Origin of the sequence: Isoptericola halotolerans (genome assembly GCF_045689585.1) — a bacterium.
Classification (GTDB): domain Bacteria; phylum Actinomycetota; class Actinomycetes; order Actinomycetales; family Cellulomonadaceae; genus Isoptericola; species Isoptericola halotolerans_B.
The window spans coordinates 691,078-708,917 of sequence record NZ_CP140108.1 but is presented as its reverse complement, the minus strand read 5'-3'; the positions used below and the strand labels follow the sequence as shown (position 1 = coordinate 708,917).

General features: G+C 73.6%; 17 protein-coding genes. 8 read left to right on the top strand and 9 right to left on the bottom strand.

Going from position 1 to position 17,840, the window contains the following annotated elements; genetic code table 11:
* Nucleotides 1-128: 128 nt before the first annotated feature.
* Together UQW22_RS03370 and UQW22_RS03365 are read left to right on the top strand one after the other, a co-directional pair.
* A complete protein-coding gene (locus tag UQW22_RS03370) occupies nucleotides 129-3,020 on the top strand; it encodes an MMPL family transporter (protein ID WP_407319431.1) in 2,892 nt (963 codons plus the stop codon).
* A complete protein-coding gene (locus UQW22_RS03365; RefSeq protein WP_407319430.1) occupies nucleotides 3,017-5,383 on the top strand; it encodes a YhgE/Pip family protein in 2,367 nt (788 codons plus the stop codon). The genes UQW22_RS03370 and UQW22_RS03365 overlap by 4 nt, the downstream gene beginning before the upstream one ends.
* A gap of 2 nt (nucleotides 5,384-5,385) precedes the next feature.
* On the opposite strand, the gene UQW22_RS03360 is transcribed toward UQW22_RS03365, so the two are convergent.
* Nucleotides 5,386-5,589 carry a hypothetical protein gene (locus UQW22_RS03360; RefSeq protein WP_407319429.1) on the bottom strand — a complete coding sequence of 68 codons (204 nt, stop codon included), beginning with the start codon at nucleotides 5,587-5,589 and terminating at the stop codon, nucleotides 5,386-5,388.
* A 142-nt stretch (nucleotides 5,590-5,731) separates the two neighbouring features.
* Between UQW22_RS03360 and UQW22_RS03355 the strand changes: the two genes are divergently transcribed.
* Nucleotides 5,732-6,829 (top strand): hypothetical protein, encoded by a 1,098-nt coding sequence (locus UQW22_RS03355; RefSeq protein ID WP_407319428.1) that lies wholly within the window; start codon nucleotides 5,732-5,734, stop codon nucleotides 6,827-6,829.
* 25 nt (nucleotides 6,830-6,854) lie between these two features.
* Here UQW22_RS03355 and UQW22_RS03350 read toward each other — a convergent pair whose 3' ends face one another.
* Together UQW22_RS03350 and UQW22_RS03345 are read right to left on the bottom strand one after the other, a co-directional pair.
* Nucleotides 6,855-7,574, bottom strand: a complete 720-nt coding sequence (locus tag UQW22_RS03350; protein WP_407319427.1) for a GntR family transcriptional regulator — start codon at nucleotides 7,572-7,574, stop codon at nucleotides 6,855-6,857.
* 7 nt (nucleotides 7,575-7,581) lie between these two features.
* Nucleotides 7,582-8,034 (bottom strand): PTS glucose transporter subunit IIA, encoded by a 453-nt coding sequence (locus tag UQW22_RS03345; protein ID WP_407319426.1) that lies wholly within the window; start codon nucleotides 8,032-8,034, stop codon nucleotides 7,582-7,584.
* 131 nt (nucleotides 8,035-8,165) lie between these two features.
* On the opposite strand from UQW22_RS03345, the gene ptsP reads away from it, so the two are divergent.
* Nucleotides 8,166-9,839, top strand: a complete 1,674-nt coding sequence (gene ptsP / locus UQW22_RS03340; protein WP_407319425.1) for a phosphoenolpyruvate--protein phosphotransferase — start codon at nucleotides 8,166-8,168, stop codon at nucleotides 9,837-9,839.
* Here the strand turns inward: ptsP and UQW22_RS03335 are convergent.
* From UQW22_RS03335 to UQW22_RS03325, 3 genes are all read right to left on the bottom strand, one after another.
* Nucleotides 9,820-10,107, bottom strand: coding sequence for an HPr family phosphocarrier protein (locus UQW22_RS03335; protein WP_407319424.1), 288 nt, complete (start codon nucleotides 10,105-10,107; stop codon nucleotides 9,820-9,822). The two genes, ptsP and UQW22_RS03335, sit on opposite strands and share 20 nt — an antisense overlap.
* 146 nt (nucleotides 10,108-10,253) lie before the next feature.
* Entirely contained in the window at nucleotides 10,254-11,681 is a 1,428-nt protein-coding gene (gene rox / locus UQW22_RS03330) for a rifampin monooxygenase (protein ID WP_407319423.1), read from the bottom strand.
* Between the two features lie 98 nt (nucleotides 11,682-11,779).
* Nucleotides 11,780-12,532, bottom strand: coding sequence for a TetR/AcrR family transcriptional regulator C-terminal domain-containing protein (locus UQW22_RS03325; RefSeq protein ID WP_407319422.1), 753 nt, complete (start codon nucleotides 12,530-12,532; stop codon nucleotides 11,780-11,782).
* A 91-nt stretch (nucleotides 12,533-12,623) separates the two neighbouring features.
* Between UQW22_RS03325 and UQW22_RS03320 the strand changes: the two genes are divergently transcribed.
* Both UQW22_RS03320 and UQW22_RS03315 read left to right on the top strand, forming a co-directional pair.
* Nucleotides 12,624-13,652, top strand: coding sequence for an ABC transporter ATP-binding protein (locus UQW22_RS03320; RefSeq protein ID WP_407319421.1), 1,029 nt, complete (start codon nucleotides 12,624-12,626; stop codon nucleotides 13,650-13,652).
* Entirely contained in the window at nucleotides 13,649-14,482 is an 834-nt protein-coding gene (locus UQW22_RS03315) for an ABC transporter permease (RefSeq protein ID WP_407319420.1), read from the top strand. The genes UQW22_RS03320 and UQW22_RS03315 overlap by 4 nt, the downstream gene beginning before the upstream one ends.
* 108 nt (nucleotides 14,483-14,590) lie before the next feature.
* Here UQW22_RS03315 and UQW22_RS03310 read toward each other — a convergent pair whose 3' ends face one another.
* Complete coding sequence (locus tag UQW22_RS03310) at nucleotides 14,591-15,433, bottom strand: aldo/keto reductase (protein WP_407319419.1); 843 nt, start codon at nucleotides 15,431-15,433, stop codon at nucleotides 14,591-14,593.
* 104 nt (nucleotides 15,434-15,537) lie between these two features.
* On the opposite strand from UQW22_RS03310, the gene UQW22_RS03305 reads away from it, so the two are divergent.
* Nucleotides 15,538-15,759 carry a hypothetical protein gene (locus tag UQW22_RS03305; protein ID WP_407319418.1) on the top strand — a complete coding sequence of 74 codons (222 nt, stop codon included), beginning with the start codon at nucleotides 15,538-15,540 and terminating at the stop codon, nucleotides 15,757-15,759.
* Nucleotides 15,760-15,797: 38 nt separating this feature from the next.
* Here UQW22_RS03305 and UQW22_RS03300 read toward each other — a convergent pair whose 3' ends face one another.
* Both UQW22_RS03300 and UQW22_RS03295 read right to left on the bottom strand, forming a co-directional pair.
* Nucleotides 15,798-16,673, bottom strand: coding sequence for a potassium channel family protein (locus tag UQW22_RS03300; RefSeq protein ID WP_407319417.1), 876 nt, complete (start codon nucleotides 16,671-16,673; stop codon nucleotides 15,798-15,800).
* A 31-nt stretch (nucleotides 16,674-16,704) separates the two neighbouring features.
* Nucleotides 16,705-16,968 carry a ChaB family protein gene (locus tag UQW22_RS03295; protein ID WP_407319416.1) on the bottom strand — a complete coding sequence of 88 codons (264 nt, stop codon included), beginning with the start codon at nucleotides 16,966-16,968 and terminating at the stop codon, nucleotides 16,705-16,707.
* 446 nt (nucleotides 16,969-17,414) lie between these two features.
* Here UQW22_RS03295 and UQW22_RS03290 point away from each other — a divergent pair, with 446 nt between their 5' ends.
* Nucleotides 17,415-17,756 (top strand): hypothetical protein, encoded by a 342-nt coding sequence (locus UQW22_RS03290; protein WP_407319415.1) that lies wholly within the window; start codon nucleotides 17,415-17,417, stop codon nucleotides 17,754-17,756.
* Nucleotides 17,757-17,840: the final 84 nt, after the last annotated feature.

Genomic DNA, 17,840 nt, shown 5'->3' with positions numbered 1-17,840 from the left:
CTCGGTCTGGCGGTAGGTCCACTCTAGCCAGTACACCGCTGTATCGGATACGTTTCTGTATCGGATACAGTGCCGTATCGGATCGCTCGTCGATCGACCACCCGTCCCCCGGCACCCGGGAGCATCCTGTGTCCTCCGTCCTGTACTCGCTCGGCCGCTGGGCCGTGGGCGCGCGCCGCCTCGTCGTCATGGCCTGGCTCGGGATCCTCGTGGTCACCGGCGCGGGCGGCGCCTTCGTCTTCCAGGGGTTCGACAACTCCATCACCATCCCGGGCACGGAGTCCCAGCAGGCGCTCGATCAGCTCTCCGCGACGTTCCCCGAGGTGAGCGGCTCCTCCGCCCAGGTGGTCGTCGTCGCGCCCGACGGCACCTCCGTCCAGGACGACGCGGTCCGCGGCCCCGTCGAGGACGCCGCCGACGAGATCGCCGACCTCGACGAGGTCGCCGCCGTCGCGACGCCCTACGACGAGCAGGCCGCGTCCCCGGTCAGCGACGACGACACGGCCGCGATCGTCACCGTCCAGCTCGACGGCGACTCGATGTCGGTCAGCGACGCCACCAAGGACGACCTCACCGAGATCACCGACGAGCTCGCGACGGCGCTGCCCGCCGGGTCCCAGGCCGAGCTCGGCGGCGAGCTCTTCGCGACCGAGCTGCCGCACCTGAGCATCGTCGAGGTCGTCGGCGTCGTGGTCGCCCTCATCGTGCTGCTGTTCACCCTGGGCTCGTTCGTCGCCGCCGGGTTGCCCCTCGTCAACGCGCTGCTCGGCGTCGGCGTGTCGATGCTGCTGCTCCTCGCCGCCACGGTGTTCGGGCCGATCAACTCCACCACGCCCATGCTCGGGCTGATGCTGGGGCTCGCCGTCGGCATCGACTACGCCCTGTTCATCGTCTCCCGGCACCAGGAACAGCTCCGTGACGGGCTCGACGTGCGCGAGTCCGTCGCCCGGGCGACCGCGACGGCGGGGTCGGCCGTGATCTTCGCCGGCCTCACCGTGATGATCGCCCTCGTCGGCCTCGGCGTCGCCGGCATCCCCTTCCTCAGCGTGATGGGCGTCGCCGCGGCCGCCGCCGTCGGCATCGCCGTGCTCGTCTCCCTCACTCTGCTGCCCGCGCTGCTCGCGATGGCCGGCGACCGGCTCCGTCCTCGCCCGCGGAAGCGCCGCGCCTCGCGCCGCGCCTCGCGCCGCGCGGAGCGAGCCGGCCAGGAGACGGCGCCCGACGGCGGCACCGAGCACAACAGGTTCTTCGCGGGCTGGGTCCGCGGCGTCACGAAGGCCCCGGTCGCCACGGTCGCGATCGTCGTGGTCGCGCTCGGCGCGCTCACGCTCCCGGCGGCGAACCTGCGCCTCGCGCTGCCCGACGCCGGGTCGCTGCCCGAGGACTCCTCGGCCCGCCAGACGTACGACCTGGTCAGCGATCACTTCGGCGACGGGTTCAACGGGCCGCTCATCGTCACGGGCTCGATCATCACCAGCACCGACCCGGTCGGGCTCATGGACGACCTCGCCGCGGAGATCGAGGACCTGCCCGGCGTCGCGGACGTCCCTCTGGCCACCCCGAACCCGTCGGCGGACACCGGCATCATCCAGGTGGTGCCCGAAGGCGCGCCGGACTCCGAGGAGACCAAGGCGCTCGTCGCCGAGATCCGGTCCCTGCACGACCACTTCCTCGACGAGTACGGCGTCGACCTGGCCGTCACGGGGTTCACCGCCGTCGGCATCGACGTCTCGGACAAGCTCGGCGACGCCCTCGTGCCCTTCGGGCTCGTCGTCGTCGGCCTGTCGCTGCTCCTGCTGACCATGGTGTTCCGCTCGGTCTGGGTCCCGGTCAAGGCGACGCTCGGTTACCTGCTGAGCGTCGGCGCCGCGTTCGGCGCGGTCACGCTCGTCTTCGAGGACGGCGTGTTCGCCGAGGCATTGAACGTCACCCGGCTCGGCCCGGTGATCAGCTTCATGCCGATCATCCTCATGGGTGTGCTGTTCGGGCTCGCCATGGACTACGAGGTGTTCCTCGTCTCGCGCATCCGTGAGGACTACGTGCACAACGGCGGCCGGGCACGCCAGGCGATCCTCACCGGCTTCCAGGGGTCCGCCAAGGTCGTCACCGCGGCCGCGATCATCATGTTCAGCGTCTTCGTCGCGTTCGTGCCGGAGGGCGACATGACGCTCAAGCCCATCGCCCTCGGGCTCGCCGTCGGTGTCGCCGTCGACGCGTTCGTCGTCCGGATGGTGCTCGTGCCCGCGGTCCTCGCGCTGCTCGGCGACAAGGCGTGGTGGATGCCCCGCTGGCTGGACCGTGCCCTGCCGACCTTCGACGTCGAGGGCGAGGGTCTCGCCAAGGAGCTGCGGCTCGCCGCGTGGCCCGGCGACCGCCCCGACGGCCGGGCCGACGCCGTCGTGGTCCGCGACCTCGAGGTCGCCGGCCCCCGAGGACCCGGTCGGGGTGAGCCCCCGCTCGTCGGCCCGGTGAGCGTCCGCGTGCCCGACGGCGGCACCCTCGCCGTCCACGGCGACGCGGCCGCACCGGTGAACGCGTTCCTGCTGGCCGTCGCCGGCCGGCTGCACCCCGACGCCGGCGTGGCCAAGGTCGCCGGCCTGGTGCTGCCCGAGCGCGCACCGGCGGTCCGCTCCCGCGTCGCCGTGGTCGACGCGGTCCAGGAGGACGGCGACCCGGCCGGTGCGGTCACCGCCGCCGTGCGGCAGGGCGCCACGATCGTCGTCGTCGACCGCACCGACGTCGTCGCCGACCGGCCCGCTCGCGCGGCCCTCGCCACGGCCCTGTCCGGGGCGCACGCCGCCGGCGCCACGCTGCTGGTGGGAGCCACCGGCGTCGTCGCCACCGACCTGCTGCCCGCCGACACCGCCGTCCTCGACGTCGGTGCCGGGTGGGGCGCCGCCGCGACGTTGCACGGCGGTGACGAGCCACCACCGGTGCCCGAGCACGACCCGACCGGCGGCACGCCGCACGCCGGACCCACCGAGACCACCGACGCCACCACCGAGGAGGTGCGGGCATGAACCGCGTCACGCAGAACCCCTGGACGATCGCGCTCGTCGCGCTCCTGCCCGTCCTGGTGCTCGGCATCCTGCTCGCGGCGCTGTGGAACCCCATGGACCGCCTCGACACCGTGCCGGCCGCCATCGTCAACGAGGACGAGCCCGTCGAGGTGGACGGCCAGACGGCGCCCCTCGGGCGGCAGCTCGCCGCCGGGCTCGTGGACGGCGGCACCGAGGACGCGGAGGGCTCCGACGTCAACTACGACTGGACGATCACCGACGCCGAGCACGCCTCCGACGGGCTCGCCGACGGCACCTACGCCGCCGTCGTCACCATCCCCGAGGACTTCTCCGCGGCGGCGACGTCGTTCGGCTCCGAGGACGCCGACGACGCCCGCCAGGCGACGATCGACATCGCCACGCCGCCCGGCGGCCGCGTGGTCGACGACGCGCTCGCCCGGGTCGTGGCCACGACCGCGACCTCGGTCATGGGCTCGACCCTCACGGAGACCTACGTCGACAACGTCCTCGTCGGCTTCAACACGCTCTCCGAGGGGATCGGCGAGGCCGCCGACGGCGCCGGCGAGCTCGCCTCCGGGGCGGGCGACGCGGCGTCCGGTGCGGGCGACCTGTCCGACGGCGCGGGGCAGCTCGCCGACGGTGCGGGCGAGTACGCCGCGGGCGTGGGTGAGGCGGCGTCGGGCGCGGACGAGCTCGCCGGTGGCGCCAGCCAGTACGCCGCCGGGGTGGGCGAGGCCGCCACCGGTGCAGACCAGCTCGCCGACGGTGCCGGCGAGCTGGCCGGTGGTGTCGCCGGCCTGGCCGACGGCGCCCGGTCGCTGTCCGACGGCGCCCAGCAGGTTGCCGACGGTGCGACCGGCCTGGCGGACGGTGCGCAGGAGAGCGCCGCCGGTGCCGGGCAGCTGGCCGGTGGTGCGAGCGACCTCGCGGACGGCGTCGACCGTGTCGCCGGAGGTGCGGACGAGCTCGCGGCGGGCCTCCAGCAGCTCGCCGAGCGGGCCGGCGGGTTGCCCGAGCAGACCAGGACCTCCGCCGACACGGTGCAGGGGCTCGCCGACGGGCTCGCCTTCGCGATGGCGTGCGAAGCAGACCCGAGCACGCCCGGCTGCGAGCAGGCGCCCTCCGTCGGCGACATCCAGTCGGGCCTGCAAGAGCTGGCGACCGGCATGGAACAGGGCGTCGGAACGCCGGGCAGCGCGACGAGCGACCCGACCGGCTCCTATGCGCTGACCGAGGGGATCGCCGCGCTGAGCGCCGGTGCCGACGAGCTGGCGGCGGGCACCGTCGGCCTGGCGACGGGCGCGGACGAGCTCGCGACGGGGAACGAAGGCCTCGCGGACGGCCTCGACGAGCTCGCGTCGGGTGCGGACCAGGTCGCCACGGGGGCGTCCGGGGTGGCCGACGGCGCCTCTGAGCTGGCGGGCGGTGCCGGACAGCTCGCCACGGGGGCGTCCGGGGTGGCGGACGGGGCCTCCGGGCTCTCGGACGGCGTCTCCCGGCTCGACACCGGTGCGCAGGGGCTGGCCACGGGTGTCTCGCAGTTCGCCGCCGGGGTCGACCAGCTCGACGCGGGGGCCCAGGAGCTGGCCACGGGCACGGACGGGCTCGCGGACGGGGCCTCCGGGCTGGCGGACGGCGTCGACCAGCTCGCGACGGGCACCGACGACCTCGCCGACGGCCTCGTCGAGGCCCAGGAGGGCATCCCGACGTACTCCGACGGCGAGCGGGAGAACCTCGCGAGCGTGGTGTCGGACCCGGTGGCCGCACCCGGCGTCGACGACCTGTCGACGGGTGCGACGGGCCCGCTGTTCGCCGTCGTCGCGCTGTGGCTCGGGGCTCTCGGCCTGCTCACGATCTTCCCACCCGTCGCGGCCCGCGCGCTCGGGTCGACGCGGTCCGCCCTGCGGCTGACGCTCGGCGCCCTCGCGGTTCCGGCCGCGGTCGGTGCGGGCACCGGTGCCGTCGTCGGCGCGATCATCGCCGGGGTCGAGGGCCTGTCACCGGTCGGCTGGGTCGGCTCGATCCTGCTCGGCGCACTCGTCTCCGTGGGCTTCGTCGCCGTCCACCTGGGCTTCCTGGCCTGGCTGGGGAACGTGGGCCGGGGCATCAGCCTGCTCATCGCGGTGCTCATGATCGGCACCGGCGTGGTGGCCACCGTGCCCGACGTCCTCGTCTCGGTCGCGGACGCCCTGCCGACCGGGGCGGCCCGGGACGCGCTCGCCGCCGCCGTCCTGCCCGACGTCGGTGGCCTCGGCGGGGCGACGACCGTGGTGGTGCTGTGGGGGCTCGTCGGACTCGGCCTCGGTGTCGGGGCTGCCGCGCGAGCGCGCCGGACCCGGGTCGCCGCGCTGCTGCGCGCCTGACCTCAGCAGTGCGTGCGCGGATGCTCCGTGACGAGCTGCCGCGCATGCACGCTGCCGTCGCCCGTGGCGTCGTGCCACCGGGCCACCAGGGCAGCGTCGGCCTGCCAGCGCGCACCCTTGTCCAGGTGAGCGACCTGACGGTAGGCCAGGAGCGCCGCGAGGTCGTGGCTCAGGGCCCAGTCGACCGCGGAGCGGACGTCGTCCATCGTCGGATTCCTCATCACTTGCTTGAGAGGGACGAGGTGGCGTTTCGTGACGCGGACCGGGTGAACTTTCTCGTCTGACGTGGATTCACCCGCCCGGCGTGCCGGACGGCTGCCGCCCGCCCGGGCACGACAGACTCCCACCATGGACCTCACGCATGCCCGCGAGACGAAGGCGCAGCTCGCCGACTACGCCCGTGACCTGGCTGAACGCTACGGGGCGGCGGTCGGTGCGCTGTCGGCCGACGGGGGCGCCGACATCGCCGTCCGCGCCCCGACGCTCGCGATCGGCATCGCCCCGGCCGCCGGTACCGGGGAGTACGAGATCGCCGTGCGCTACCGGCTCGGGGTGCCGGCGGCCCGCGCCGTCGTGCGCAAGGTGGTCGCGGAGGCGGGCGAGGCTCCGGACGTGCGCCGCACCGGCCGGATCCGCCGGCTCGGACCGGGGCGCCGGGGGAGCGTGCGGGCGGACGTCCTGCAGCCGCAGCCGCCGGTCGCCACTGCCCAGGCCGTCGGGGAGACGGGCCGGGTCCGCCCGTTGCGCCCCGGGGTGTCGGTCGCGCACGTCGACGTGACGGCAGGAACGCTCGGCGGGTTCGTCGTCGCGGCGGACGGCGCCGACCCTGGTCCGGGGACGTCGCCGGCTGCGGGCGCCCCGGTCTTGCCGGGCGGGCCGGACGCGCTGTACGTGCTGTCGAACCGTCACGTGCTCGACGGCGTCCCGGGCGACGGCGTCCTGCAGCCTGGACCGGCGGACGGCGGGACGGACCCCGACGACCGTGTCGGCACGGTGGCCGCCGTCGTGCCCCTCGCCCGCGGTGAGCGCGCCTCGGTCGACGCGGCGCTCGCCCTGCTCGACGACCCGCAGGTGGACCTGGACTACCCGGTGGGCCGCATCACGACGACGGCGGCCGCGGTGCCGGGCGACACGGTCGAGAAGATCGGTCGCACCACCGGGCACACGCACGGCCGCGTCTCCGCGATCGAGATGGACGACGTGCTCGTCGGGTACGGCCCGGAGCTCGGGGTGCTCGCGTTCGACGGCCAGGTCGAGGTCGAGTCGACCTCGACCGGGCCGTTCTCCCGCGGCGGTGACTCCGGGTCGCTCGTGTACCGGTCCGACGGCGTCGCGCTCGGGCTGCTGTTCGCCGGCTCGGAGACCGGGGGGACGGGCGGGACCGGGCTGACCTACGTCAACCCGATCGACACGGTGCTCGACGCGCTGGGCGTGCGGCTGCGCTGATCGCGCCCACGGCTCCCCGGGCCGCTCATGCCCACCGGGGCACGGGGGAGCGGGCCTCGCCCAGCGGCACGAACACGCTGTACCGGTCGCCGCGGTAGCTGAACCTGGAGTGGATGAGCGGGACGTCCTCGGCGTACGTGCGGCGTTCGATGCGCATGACGGCGTGGGTCGTTCCCATCGCCAGCAGCCGGCGTTCGTCGGCGGTCGCGTCCGCCGCCGTGATGGTCTCCTCCCCACCCGTCGGGACGTGGCCGCGGTCGCGCAGCGCCTGGTCCAGGGACTCCGGTACGCCCTCGTCGAGGAGGTCCGGGGCGAGGGCGGCCGGGATCCAGGCGTCCTCCACGGCCCACGGCTCGCCGTCGGCGGTGCGGACCCGCAGCACGCGGTGGGCGGGGTCCCCGACGGCGAGCGCCAGCAGCTCCGCGACGGCGGCGGGGCACGGGGTGGTGCGAGCCTCCAGCACGTGGGAGGCCGGCGTCATGCCGCGGCGGCGCACCTCCTCGCCGAACGTCGTCAGCCGCATCTCCAGGTCGGCACGCGGTGGTGCGACGAACGTGCCGCGCCCCTGCGAGCGTTCGAGGACACCTTCGATGACGAGCGCGTCGATCGCCTGGCGCACGGTGGTGCGCGAGACGCCGAGCTGCCGGGTCAGGGCGCGTTCCGACGGGACGGCGTCGCCGACGGCGAGCTCCCGGGCGACGAGGTCGGCCAGGTGGGAGCGGACGGCGAGGTACTTGTGCGCCATCGACGTCTCAGCCGTCGACCTGGAGCAACGGTTCGCCGGCGGCGACGACGGTGCCGGCGGCGGCGACGAGGTGCACCGACTCCGGAGCGGCCTCGAGCACGACGACGGGGCACACGGCGGCGAGCCCGGCGGCGCGGACCGCCTCGGGGTCCCACTCGACGAGCGGGTCGCCGGCGCGGACCGTGGCCCCCTCGGTGACGCGGACCGAGAACCCCTCGCCGGCCAGGCGCACGGTGTCGACGCCGAGGTGGACGAGCACGGCGGGCCCGTCCGGCACCTGCACCACGCAGGCGTGCGGGTGCAGCTTGACCACCGTGCCGTCGACGGGGGAGAGCGCGGTACGGCCCACCGGTTCCACGGCGGTGCCCGGGCCGACCATCCCCTCGGCGAAGACGGGGTCGGGGACGTCGGCGACGGGGACGACGGTCCCGCTGACGGGGGAGCGGACGGAGAGGGGCATCGGACTCCTGGAGGTAGCGACCTGCGGCGTGCCGGATATTGACACAGGGTGCCGCATCGGCCACTGTGCGAGCCAATGGTCTCGTGCGCACGCCGGACGGCGCGGCGCCGGGCGGACGGAGGTCACGGTCGATGAGCACGACCCTCACCGGTGCGCCGGTCAGCCCCGGGCGGGCGGCAGGCCCGGCCGTCACGATGCCCGACCCCGTGCCGGAGCCGCGCACCACCCGGCTGGCGAGCGCCGACGTCGAGACCGCCGTCGAGCACCTGGCCGCTGCGGCGGCGACCGTGCGGGACGACCTGACGGAGCGTGCCGGGCACGTGACGGGGACCGCGGCCGACCTCCTGGCGGTGACGGCCGCGATCGCCGCCGACCCCTCGCTCGCGGCCGACGCCGAGCGTCTGGTCCGCGCCGACCGGCTGACGCCGGAGCGGGCGATCTGGGACGCGGCGCGCGCCCTGGTCAAACAGCTCGAGAAGCTGGGCCCGCCGCTGTCCGAACGGTCCCGGGACGTGCGGGACGTGCGGGACCGGATCGTCGCCGAGCTCATCGGGGTGCGGCCGCCCGGCGTGCCGCGCCCGGACCACCCGTTCGTGCTCGTCGCGGACGACCTCGCCCCGGCTGACACCGCGACGCTCGACCCCGACGTCGTGCTGGGCGTGGTCACCAGCGGCGGCGGCCCCACCTCGCACACCGCGATCCTCGCGCGCGCGCTGGGGATCCCGGCCGTCGTGGCGGTCCGGGGCGCCGAGAAGATCCAGGACGGGGAGACGGTGCTGCTCGACGGCGGGGCGGGCGTCGTGGTGCGCGACCCGGACCCGGAGACGGTGGCCGCCGCGCAGCAGCGCGAGGCCGCGCGCCGAGTGTTCGACGGGCGTGGTCGCACCGCGGACGGCACCCGCGTCGAGCTGCTCGCCAACGTGGCCGACCCGGCGGGGGCGCAGGCCGCGATCGAGGCGTCGGCGGAGGGCGTGGGCCTGTTCCGCACGGAGTTCTGCTTCCTCGGACGCAGCACCGAGCCGGCGGTCTCCGAGCAGGTGGCCGCCTACCGTCGTGTCCTCGCGGCGTTCCCCGACCGCAAGGTCGTCGTCCGGACCCTCGACGCGGGCGCCGACAAGCCGCTGCCGTTCGTCACGTCCGACGGCGAGCCCAACCCAGCGCTCGGCGTCCGGGGCCTGCGCACGGCGGCGACGCGCCCCGGCGTGCTGGACCGCCAGCTCCAGGCGATCGCCGTGGCGGCCGAGGCGGAGAACGCCGAGGTGTGGGTGATGGCGCCCATGGTCGCCACGGCGGCCGAGACGGCGGAGTTCGTCGGCGCCTGCGCCCGGCACGGGCTGGACACGGCGGGCGTGATGATCGAGGTGCCGGCGGCGGCGCTGCGCTCGGCGGACATCTTCGCCCGGGCTGCGTTCGGCAGCCTCGGCACCAACGACCTCATCCAGTACACGCTCGCCGCGGACCGCATGCTCGGCGAGCTCGCGGGGCTCTCGACGCCGTGGCAGCCGGCCGTGCTGGAGCTCGTGCGGCTCTCCTGCGAGGGCGCCGCCGCGCACGGCCGACCCATGGGGGTGTGCGGCGAGGCGGCCGCGGACGCGACGCTCGCACCGGTGCTGGTAGGGCTCGGCGTGCGGTCGCTGTCGATGACCCCGCGTGCGCTGGCGGACGTCGCGGCGGTGCTGGCCCGGGTGACGGTGGAGGAGTGCGAGGAGCTCGCCCGGGTCGCGCTGGCCGAGCACGACCCGGTCGCGGCCCGCAACGCCGTGCGGGACGCGATCCGGCCGGTCCTCACCGACCTGGGTCTGTGAGGAACGCCTCCAGGGCGTCGAGCGCGCTGCGGGCGCGGTCCGTCTCGGCCTGAGGCGCGCCGTCGGGCACCTCGACGGCGAGCGTGACCCGCGTCCCGGCGTCGGCGCCGAGCGTCATGACCGCGAGGATGCTCGCGGCGTCGACCGGAGGGCTCCCGTCCCGGGAGATGCGGACGGCGACGGGCTGGTCGGCGGCGAGGCGGGCGAAGAGCGCGGCGGGGCGTGCGTGCAGACCCTCGGGGATCGCGACCACGGCGTGGCGTTCCATGACGACATCCTGCCCGACGAAGGTCCGTTCCACCGCCGTGCGCGCGTACCTGGTGACGTCGAGCGAACGTGAACCTTGAGGATTCCTCGACCCGATGGGCGTCCTCGGCGACCGGATCGGCCGATCTACGGCGTCACGGAGCGTTCCTACGGAGTGGGCGCGCCGAACCACCTCGCCAGGGCGTCGGCGAGGCGGCGCTGGTCGGACCCGGCCCAGGTGATGTGCCCGTCCGGACGGAGGAGGACGGCGGGCTCGTCGAGCTCGTCGCTGGTGCCGGCGACGAGCTCGACCCGGTCCGACCAGCCGTCGACGGTCAGCGCGCCCGTCTGGTCGAGGAGCAGCCCGCGTCCGTCGTGCATGTGCTCGTAGAGACGCTCGCCGTCGAGGTGGACGTCGCGTTGGCGGGTGCCGAGGCGGGCGGGCCCGTCGCCGAGGTCGTAGCGGACACCGAGGGCAGTGATCTTCTCGATCAGGTGCCGGCTCACCTCCTCGAATTCCATCAGCTCGGTGAGCAGGCGACGGACGGCCTGGGGCCCTGGTTCGGTGGAGAGCAGGGTGGACTGGGCCCGGGTGTTGGTGAGCACGTCAGCCGCGACGGGGTGTCTCTCTGTGTGATAGCTGTCCAGCAGTCCGTCGGGAGCCCAGCCATCGAGGGTGGCGGCGAGCTTCCAGCCGAGGTTGAACGCGTCCTGGATGCCGAGGTTGAGGCCCTGCCCGCCCAAGGGCGGATGTACGTGCGCGGCGTCACCGGCGAGGAGCACGCGTCCGCTGCGGTAGCGCTCGGCCAGCCGCGTGGCGTCGCCGAACCGGGAGAGCCAGCGCGGGGAGTGCACGCCGAAGTCGGTGCCGGCGACGGCCCGCAGCTGCCGGCGGACCTCGTCGAGCGTCGGGGGAGCGGTACGGTCCTCGGCGACGTCGGCGGCGGGCACGACGACGCGGTGCAGCACGTCGCCGGACGGCCCGACGCCGAACCCACGCTGGGTCTCGCGGACCTCGGCGACGACCGCGGCCACCTCCTCCGCCGGCGCGGTCACCTCCATCTCGCCCGTCAGCCACTCGGCGGTGGGCGGCTCTCCCGGGAAGGCGACGCCCAGGAGCCGGCGCACCGTGCTCCGCCCTCCGTCGCAGCCGACCACGTAGCGGGCTCGCACCTGGCTGCCGTCGGCCAGGTCCACCGTGACGCCGTCGTCGTCCTGCGCCAGGCCGACCACCTCGCAGCCGCGGCGGATCTCGGCGCCGAGCTCGATGGCCCGTTCGGTCAGGAGCCGGTCGGTGAGCGGCTGGGGGATGCCGAGGACGTAGCCGTGCGCCGTGTCGAGCGGAGCGGGCCACGGCTTGTCGATCCCGGCGAAGTGCCCGGCGCCCGGGAACTGCCGCCCGTGGGCCAGGAACCGGTCGAGCAGCCCGCGCTGGTCAAGGATCTCGATGCTCCGCACGTGCAGCCCGAGCGATCGCACCTGCGGCGTCGGCTCGGTGTCCTTCTCGAGGACGGTCACCCGGGCCTCGTGCAGCCGTAGCTCGCTCGCCAGCATCATCCCGGTCGGTCCGCCGCCGACGACGATGACGTCGATCATGTGGTCCCCCTGTTCGTCGAGGCGACCATGGTCAGGCCTCAGGGGGGCCTTGCGGCAAGACCGGGGGTGGGCCATATCCTGAAGGTGGCAGGAACGCGTCAGGCTGCCGCGTGGTCGATGGCGAGCTCGACGCCGTCGAGCAGCCGGTCGAGGGTGGCGTCGAAGGAGGCGTGCCCGGTGTCGAAGCCCCCGGCCTCCCAGACGCGGGTCATCGTGGGGTAGCGGTCGGGGTCGAAGTAGGTGCTCCAGAACGTGGACATCGACTCCCAGTAGTCGTCGTTGCTCAGCCCGGACTCCGAGCCCTCGGACTGCTCGGCCACGGAGGCGCGCGCGACGCCGCGCACGTAGGTGTCCACGAGCCCGATGACCTCGACCACCTGGGCGGCGGGCAGGCCTGCGCCGACGAGCACCCGCAGGCCGGCCTCCTCGGCGTCGAGCACGTGCGGGGCCAGGGGGAGCCGCCACATGTTGGTCTGCAGGATCCACGGGTGCCGCAGGTAGAGGTCGCGGTGCTCGCGGGCGTACCGGGACATGGCGGCGCGCCACGCCTGGTCGGCGACGGGCAGGTCGAGCTCGGCGAACGCGCGGTCGATCATGAGGTCGATCAGCTCGGTGCGCCCCGGGACGTAGGTGTAGAGGGTCATGGCGCCGACGCCGAGGTGGGCGGCGACCTTGCGCATGGACAGCCCGTCCAGCCCGGCCTCGCGGACGACGGCGGTCCCGGCGTCGACGACCTCGTCGAGGCTGAGCCTGGCCCTGCGGCCGCGGGCGGAGGGCTGCGGCGGGTCCCACAGCAGGGCGAGACGGCGCTCGCTGTCGGCGGGCGCGGACGTCGGCAGGCTGCTCGTCATGATTCCTCTGTCGGGGTTCCTCGGCATTCTCGTACAGTGTATGCTCAATCCGCTCCACCATTCCGGTACAACGTACGAGAGGCGGGTCGAGATGATCCGAGCGAGGGGTCTGACCAAGACCTTCACGCGAGGCAAGGAGACGGTCGAGGCGGTCAAGGGGATCGACGTCGACGTGTCCGAGGGCGAGCTCGTCGCGTTCCTCGGTCCCAACGGGGCGGGCAAGTCCACCACCCTGCGGATGCTGACGTCCCTGCTGCAGCCCACCGCCGGCACCGCCACGGTGGCCGGGTACGACGTCGGCACCCATCCCGCGCAGGTGCGCGCCCGCCTCGGCTTCATCGGGCAGGGCAACGGCGGCGGCTTCAGCTACCAGGTCCGCGACGAGCTGCACAACCAGGGGAGGTTCTACGGGCTCGCGCCGGCCGAGTACAAGCGCCGGGCCGCCGAGCTCGTCGAGGCCCTCGAGCTCGGCGGGCTCGAGAAGCGGACCGTCCAGTCGCTCTCCGGTGGCCAGCGCCGGCGGCTCGACGTCGCCCTCGGCCTGATGAACCACCCGCCGCTGCTGTTCCTCGACGAGCCGAGCACCGGGCTCGACCCGCACGCGCGAGCCAACCTGTGGGACCACATCGTCGCGATGCGGGAGCGGTACGGCATGACGATCGTGCTCACCACCCACTACCTCGAGGAGGCCGACGACATGGCCGAGCGCGTCGTCGTCATCGACCACGGCGAGATCGTCGCCGACGCCCGCCCCGACGTGCTCAAGCGCGAGCACGCCGACGACGTCCTCACGCTCACCGTGCGCGGCGGCTCGGCCGACGCCGTCGGCGCGGCGCTCGCCGCCGTCGTCGGGCGCGACGCGCCGCACCCCGGTGAGGTGACCGTGTCCGACGGCGGCACACCGGACGGGTCCGACGGGCTGCGGGTCCGGGTGGCCACGTCGCACGGGTCCGACCGGCTCCCCGAGGCGATCGAGGCCCTGCGCACCGCCGGCCTGTTCACGACGTCGGCGACCTCCCAGCAGGCCAGCCTCGACGACGTCTTCCTCAACCTGACCGGCCGGAGCCTGCGCGAGGACTCGACGATGCAGCAGGCGGCCCGCCGAGAGGACGCAGCATGAGCACCCGGACCGAGGCGACCGGCGTCGCCACGCAGGAGGAGGCCCGCATCGTGGTGCGGACCGGGCCCGGCAAGTTCGTGGCCGACACCGGCGCGGTCTTCACCCGCGAGATCCTGCTGATGCTGCGCGACCCGTTCACGCTCATCTTCTCGCTGCTGCAACCGTTGGTGTTCCTCGGGCTGTTCGCACCGCTGCTCACCGGGACGTTCGGCGGGACCGGGATGTCCACGGCGGACACGCTGCAGTGGTTCGTGCCGGGCGTGATCGTCATGATCTCGCTGTTCGGCACGTCCATGACCGGTTCCAACCTGCTGTACGAGCTGATGACCGGCTCCTACGAGCGGGTGCTCGCGACGCCGCTCGACCGGTCGGCCATCCTGGTGGGCCGCGCGCTCAAGGAGTTCGCCCCGCTGGTGGTCCAGGGGCTGCTCATCGCGGTGCTGTGCCTGCCGTTCGGGTTCCGGTTCAACCCGCTGCACGCCGTGGCCGCGCTGGTGCTGCTGGGCATCTTCGGCGTCGGGGTCGGGGCGTTGTCCTACGCGCTGGGGCTGGCGGCCAGGAACCGCGAGTGGCTGTTCTGGGGCGTGCAGCAGGCCCTGATCTTCCCGCTGCTCATCCTGTCGGGGATGATGCTGCCGCTCGAGGCCGGTCCCGGGTGGATGCAGGTCGCGGCGCGCTTCAACCCGCTGACGTACATCGTCGACGCCGAGCGGGCGCTCTTCGCCGGGGACGTCACCGACCCCGTGGTGCTGTGGGGGCTGGTCGCCGCTGCGGTGACGTGCGCGGGCGGGCTCCTCGTCGGGATCCGCACCACCCGCCACGCCACCTGACCCACCCACCCCGATCGCTGTGGGTATGAGATCTCCCGCCTCGAACGGGGTCGAGGCAGGAGATCTCATACCCACAGCGATCGGGGCCGGCGGTGGCCGGTCGAGGCGTCAGCGGCCGGTGTTGTTCATCTCGTCCGGGTGCGAGCCGATGCGCTCGCCCCGGTCGAGGGCGGTGATGTCCGCCATGTCGGCCTGCGACAGCTCGAAGTCGAACAGCCGGAAGTTCTCCTCGATGCGGGCGGGCGTCACCGACTTGGGGAAGATGACGTCACCCCGCTGCACGTGCCAGCGCAGCACCACCTGGGCCGGCGTCCGGTCGAGGTTCTCGGCGATCCGCACCACGGTCGGGTCCTCGAGCACCTGCCCCCGGCCGAGCGGCGACCACGCCTCCGTGACGATGCCGTGCTCGGTGTCCACCGCGCGGACGTCCTCGTTGCCCAGCCACGGGTGGACCTCGACCTGGTTGACGGCCGGCACCACGGTGGTCTCGTCCATCAGCCGGCGCAGGTGGTGCGGCTGGAAGTTCGACACGCCGATGGCGCGCGCCCGACCCGAGCGGTAGATCTCCTCCAGGGCACCCCACGCCTCGACGTACCGGTCGACGGCGGGCAGCGGCCAGTGGATCAGGAACAGGTCGACGTGGTCGAGCTGCAGCTCCTCCAGCGTGCGGTCGAAGGCCGCCAGGGCGTCGTCGTGGGCGTGGAAGGCGTTGTTGAGCTTGCTCGTGACGAAGAGGTCGTCACGGTCGAGCCCGGAAGCGGCCAGCGCCTCGCCGACGCCGCGCTCGTTGCGGTACATCTGCGCGGTGTCGATGTGGCGGTAGCCCACCTCCAACGCGGTCGCCACCACCTCGCGCGTCCGGTCCGGGGGGACCTGGAAGACGCCGAAGCCGAGCTGGGGGATCTGCACGCCGTTGTTGAGGGGGAGGGACGGGATCGACTCGTTGCTCATCCACCCATCCTGCCCACACCGGCGAGCCTGGTGCGAGCGTGACGCACGTCGCGGCGTGCGGGGCCGGGTCGGGGGCACAATGGAAGAACACCGGGAGGTGTCCGATGGTCACGAGGGACGAGGCACGATCCGCCAAGAGCACCCTGCGCGAGACGCTCGAGCAGGTCGACGGCGTGTGCGGCGTCGGGCTCACGCAGCGCGGGGACAGCCACGACTGGGTGCTGCAGGTCAACGTGCAGAGCCTCAGCGCCCGCAAGGACGTGCCGCCCGACGTCGACGGCGTGCCGGTGCGTGTCCACGTGGTGGGCGCCGTCGAGGCGCTCTGAGCGCTTCCCCGGGCTCCGGCGTCCGGCTCAGGTCACCATCAGGACACCGCATCCACTCCGTGGTCCGCGCGGAAGGCCGCCACGATGCCGTCGGTGTCGCCCCCCTCGTCCAGGAACTGGTCGTCGAGCACCCGTGTGAGCTCGTCGAGGGCCTCCTCGAGGACGTCGCCCAGCCGGCGGACGTCCTGGTGCGCCGACCGGCCGGCGGCATCGATCAGGGCCTGCGCATGGACGATCGTGTCGGCCAGCGACGTCGACGGGTCCTGGTCCCGGAAGTAGTAGGTCTCGGCGTACTGGATCAGGTCGACGTGCACCTGCCCGACCTGCTGGGCGACGCCCTCGACCAGCAGCGCCGCGGTGGTCGTCTCCATCGAGGGCACGGCGTCCACGGCGCCGCTGCGGTGCAACGTCATGAGACGTAGCGCGAGCACGCGCCGGCGGGTCAGCGCCGGGTAGACCTGCAGCACCCAGGAGACGGCCGCGGTAAGCAGGGCGAAGCCGAGGAGCCCCTCGATCGGCGTGGCGACCCGTAGCCACGGCGCCAGCGGCGTGATGTCGCCGTAGCCCAGGGTCGTGAGCGAGACGAGAGAGAGGTAGAGGGCGTCGACCACGCTGCCGCCCGACGCGGGGTCCGCACCGGCCGCGTAGAGAAAGCGCTCCGGCATCCAGGGCACGAAGATCAGCGCCCAGCCCAGCACCATGAGGACGCCCCAGCCGCCGATCGCCGCGACCATGGCCGCCGCGCCGCTGAGACGGCGGCCGTACGTGCCCAGGTGCCGCGACGCGATCCAGACGGCGTGCATGAGGGTCTTGCTGAGACGGCCCTGACCCGTGGGGTGCCACAACGTGTGGAAGACGTCCCACATCACGATCAGGACGAGCGCGGCCCCCGCCCCGGTCAGTGCCCAGCTCATCGGTGGGTGCCGGACGTTCCACCGGCCGCCGTCACGAGCTTTCCTCCCGCGCCCTGCGGCTCTCCCGGTCCGAGGGCCCCGCCTCAGCCTTGGGCTGCCAGTGGTCGCCGACCTTCTCGTGGGTGTGCTTCAGCGACGCGTACGCGACCCGGTGCGCGCGCTCCTCGTCGTCGTACTCGTCCATCGCGGAGTCGTACGCCTTCGCGAACGTGCGCTGCGCCTTGTCGTCGGAGCGCTGCAGGGTCGAGGGCAGCTCGCTCTGGCGGGCGTCGCCCCGTGGGGTGGTCTTCGGCATGGCGGGACCTCCTTCCTCCCGATCCCTACCGTGCGTCAGCGTGCGGGCGTTCGCAGGCCGGCGGCGTGGGGGGGGGGAGCCCCGTGGCGCAACGGACGTCCGGGGGCAGGCAACGTATGTTGGGATCGTGGACGTGGACGTGGACGAACACGGACCAGCCGGTCGACGCAGGACCTGTTCAAGCTCGCGTCTACCGAGCCTTGGGGTGGACCCGCAGCGGGCACCACCTCGAGATCATCTTCATCTCCCCCCTACTACGGTGGTGGATACCTCGTGATCCACGCCATGCCTTACCCAAGGCGGTGATCGACGTGGCACGGAACCTGGAAGAACTGATCGCGTACGGCGGGGAGCTTGCCGAGGGGTCAGCGACCGGAGCACGTTTCGCGAGCCGTCGACCCGCAGCAGGGCGGCCCTCGCTGCGATGCGGCGGTCGTATGCGGAGCGTGATCTACGCCGAGCTGTCGTCGAAGCCAAGCGCGAGGGCCTGTCGTGGGAGCGGCTGGGCGCGATCCTCGGCGTCTCGGGCGAAGCGGTACTCGAAGGCCGTGGTCGAGGAGCAGGCGACGCCCCCAGTCCTGAACGTGAACTTCGTGCCATCGCCCAAGGCCGCTTCGCGGCCGCACGCGGACGGGCCTTCGGAAGCTCTGTCCGCGCTCTTCCCTCGTCTTGACGCCGACAACTTGGGTCGGGTACGCGAAGTCCTGCTCTCGTTGCATCATGAGGCGCAAGGGGCCGAGGCGGAGAGGTTCGAGGAGAGCTTGAACCGGCTCCTTGAGGACGCCTGAACGCGTACGGCGAAGGGCCGGCCGCGGATCCCGCGTCGCCAGAAGCTCGTGGGTTTCGAAGTTCACGGAGTCCGGAGCAGAATG

Excerpts from the sequence above, each read along its gene's own strand:
- UQW22_RS03350 (WP_407319427.1), bottom strand. The coding sequence starts at position 7,574 with ATGGCGCACAAGTACCTCGCCGTCCGCTCCCACCTGGCCGACCTCGTC.
- UQW22_RS03355 (WP_407319428.1), top strand. The coding sequence starts at position 5,732 with ATGGACCTCACGCATGCCCGCGAGACGAAGGCGCAGCTCGCCGACTAC.
- UQW22_RS03300 (WP_407319417.1), bottom strand. The coding sequence starts at position 16,673 with ATGAGCTGGGCACTGACCGGGGCGGGGGCCGCGCTCGTCCTGATCGTG.
- ptsP (WP_407319425.1), top strand. The coding sequence starts at position 8,166 with ATGAGCACGACCCTCACCGGTGCGCCGGTCAGCCCCGGGCGGGCGGCA.
- rox (WP_407319423.1), bottom strand. The coding sequence starts at position 11,681 with ATGATCGACGTCATCGTCGTCGGCGGCGGACCGACCGGGATGATGCTG.
- UQW22_RS03360 (WP_407319429.1), bottom strand. The coding sequence starts at position 5,589 with ATGGACGACGTCCGCTCCGCGGTCGACTGGGCCCTGAGCCACGACCTC.
- UQW22_RS03310 (WP_407319419.1), bottom strand. The coding sequence starts at position 15,433 with ATGAGCAACGAGTCGATCCCGTCCCTCCCCCTCAACAACGGCGTGCAG.
- UQW22_RS03365 (WP_407319430.1), top strand. The coding sequence starts at position 3,017 with ATGAACCGCGTCACGCAGAACCCCTGGACGATCGCGCTCGTCGCGCTC.
- UQW22_RS03305 (WP_407319418.1), top strand. The coding sequence starts at position 15,538 with ATGGTCACGAGGGACGAGGCACGATCCGCCAAGAGCACCCTGCGCGAG.
- UQW22_RS03320 (WP_407319421.1), top strand. The coding sequence starts at position 12,624 with ATGATCCGAGCGAGGGGTCTGACCAAGACCTTCACGCGAGGCAAGGAG.
- UQW22_RS03315 (WP_407319420.1), top strand. The coding sequence starts at position 13,649 with ATGAGCACCCGGACCGAGGCGACCGGCGTCGCCACGCAGGAGGAGGCC.
- UQW22_RS03345 (WP_407319426.1), bottom strand. The coding sequence starts at position 8,034 with ATGCCCCTCTCCGTCCGCTCCCCCGTCAGCGGGACCGTCGTCCCCGTC.
- UQW22_RS03335 (WP_407319424.1), bottom strand. The coding sequence starts at position 10,107 with ATGGAACGCCACGCCGTGGTCGCGATCCCCGAGGGTCTGCACGCACGC.
- UQW22_RS03295 (WP_407319416.1), bottom strand. The coding sequence starts at position 16,968 with ATGCCGAAGACCACCCCACGGGGCGACGCCCGCCAGAGCGAGCTGCCC.
- UQW22_RS03325 (WP_407319422.1), bottom strand. The coding sequence starts at position 12,532 with ATGACGAGCAGCCTGCCGACGTCCGCGCCCGCCGACAGCGAGCGCCGT.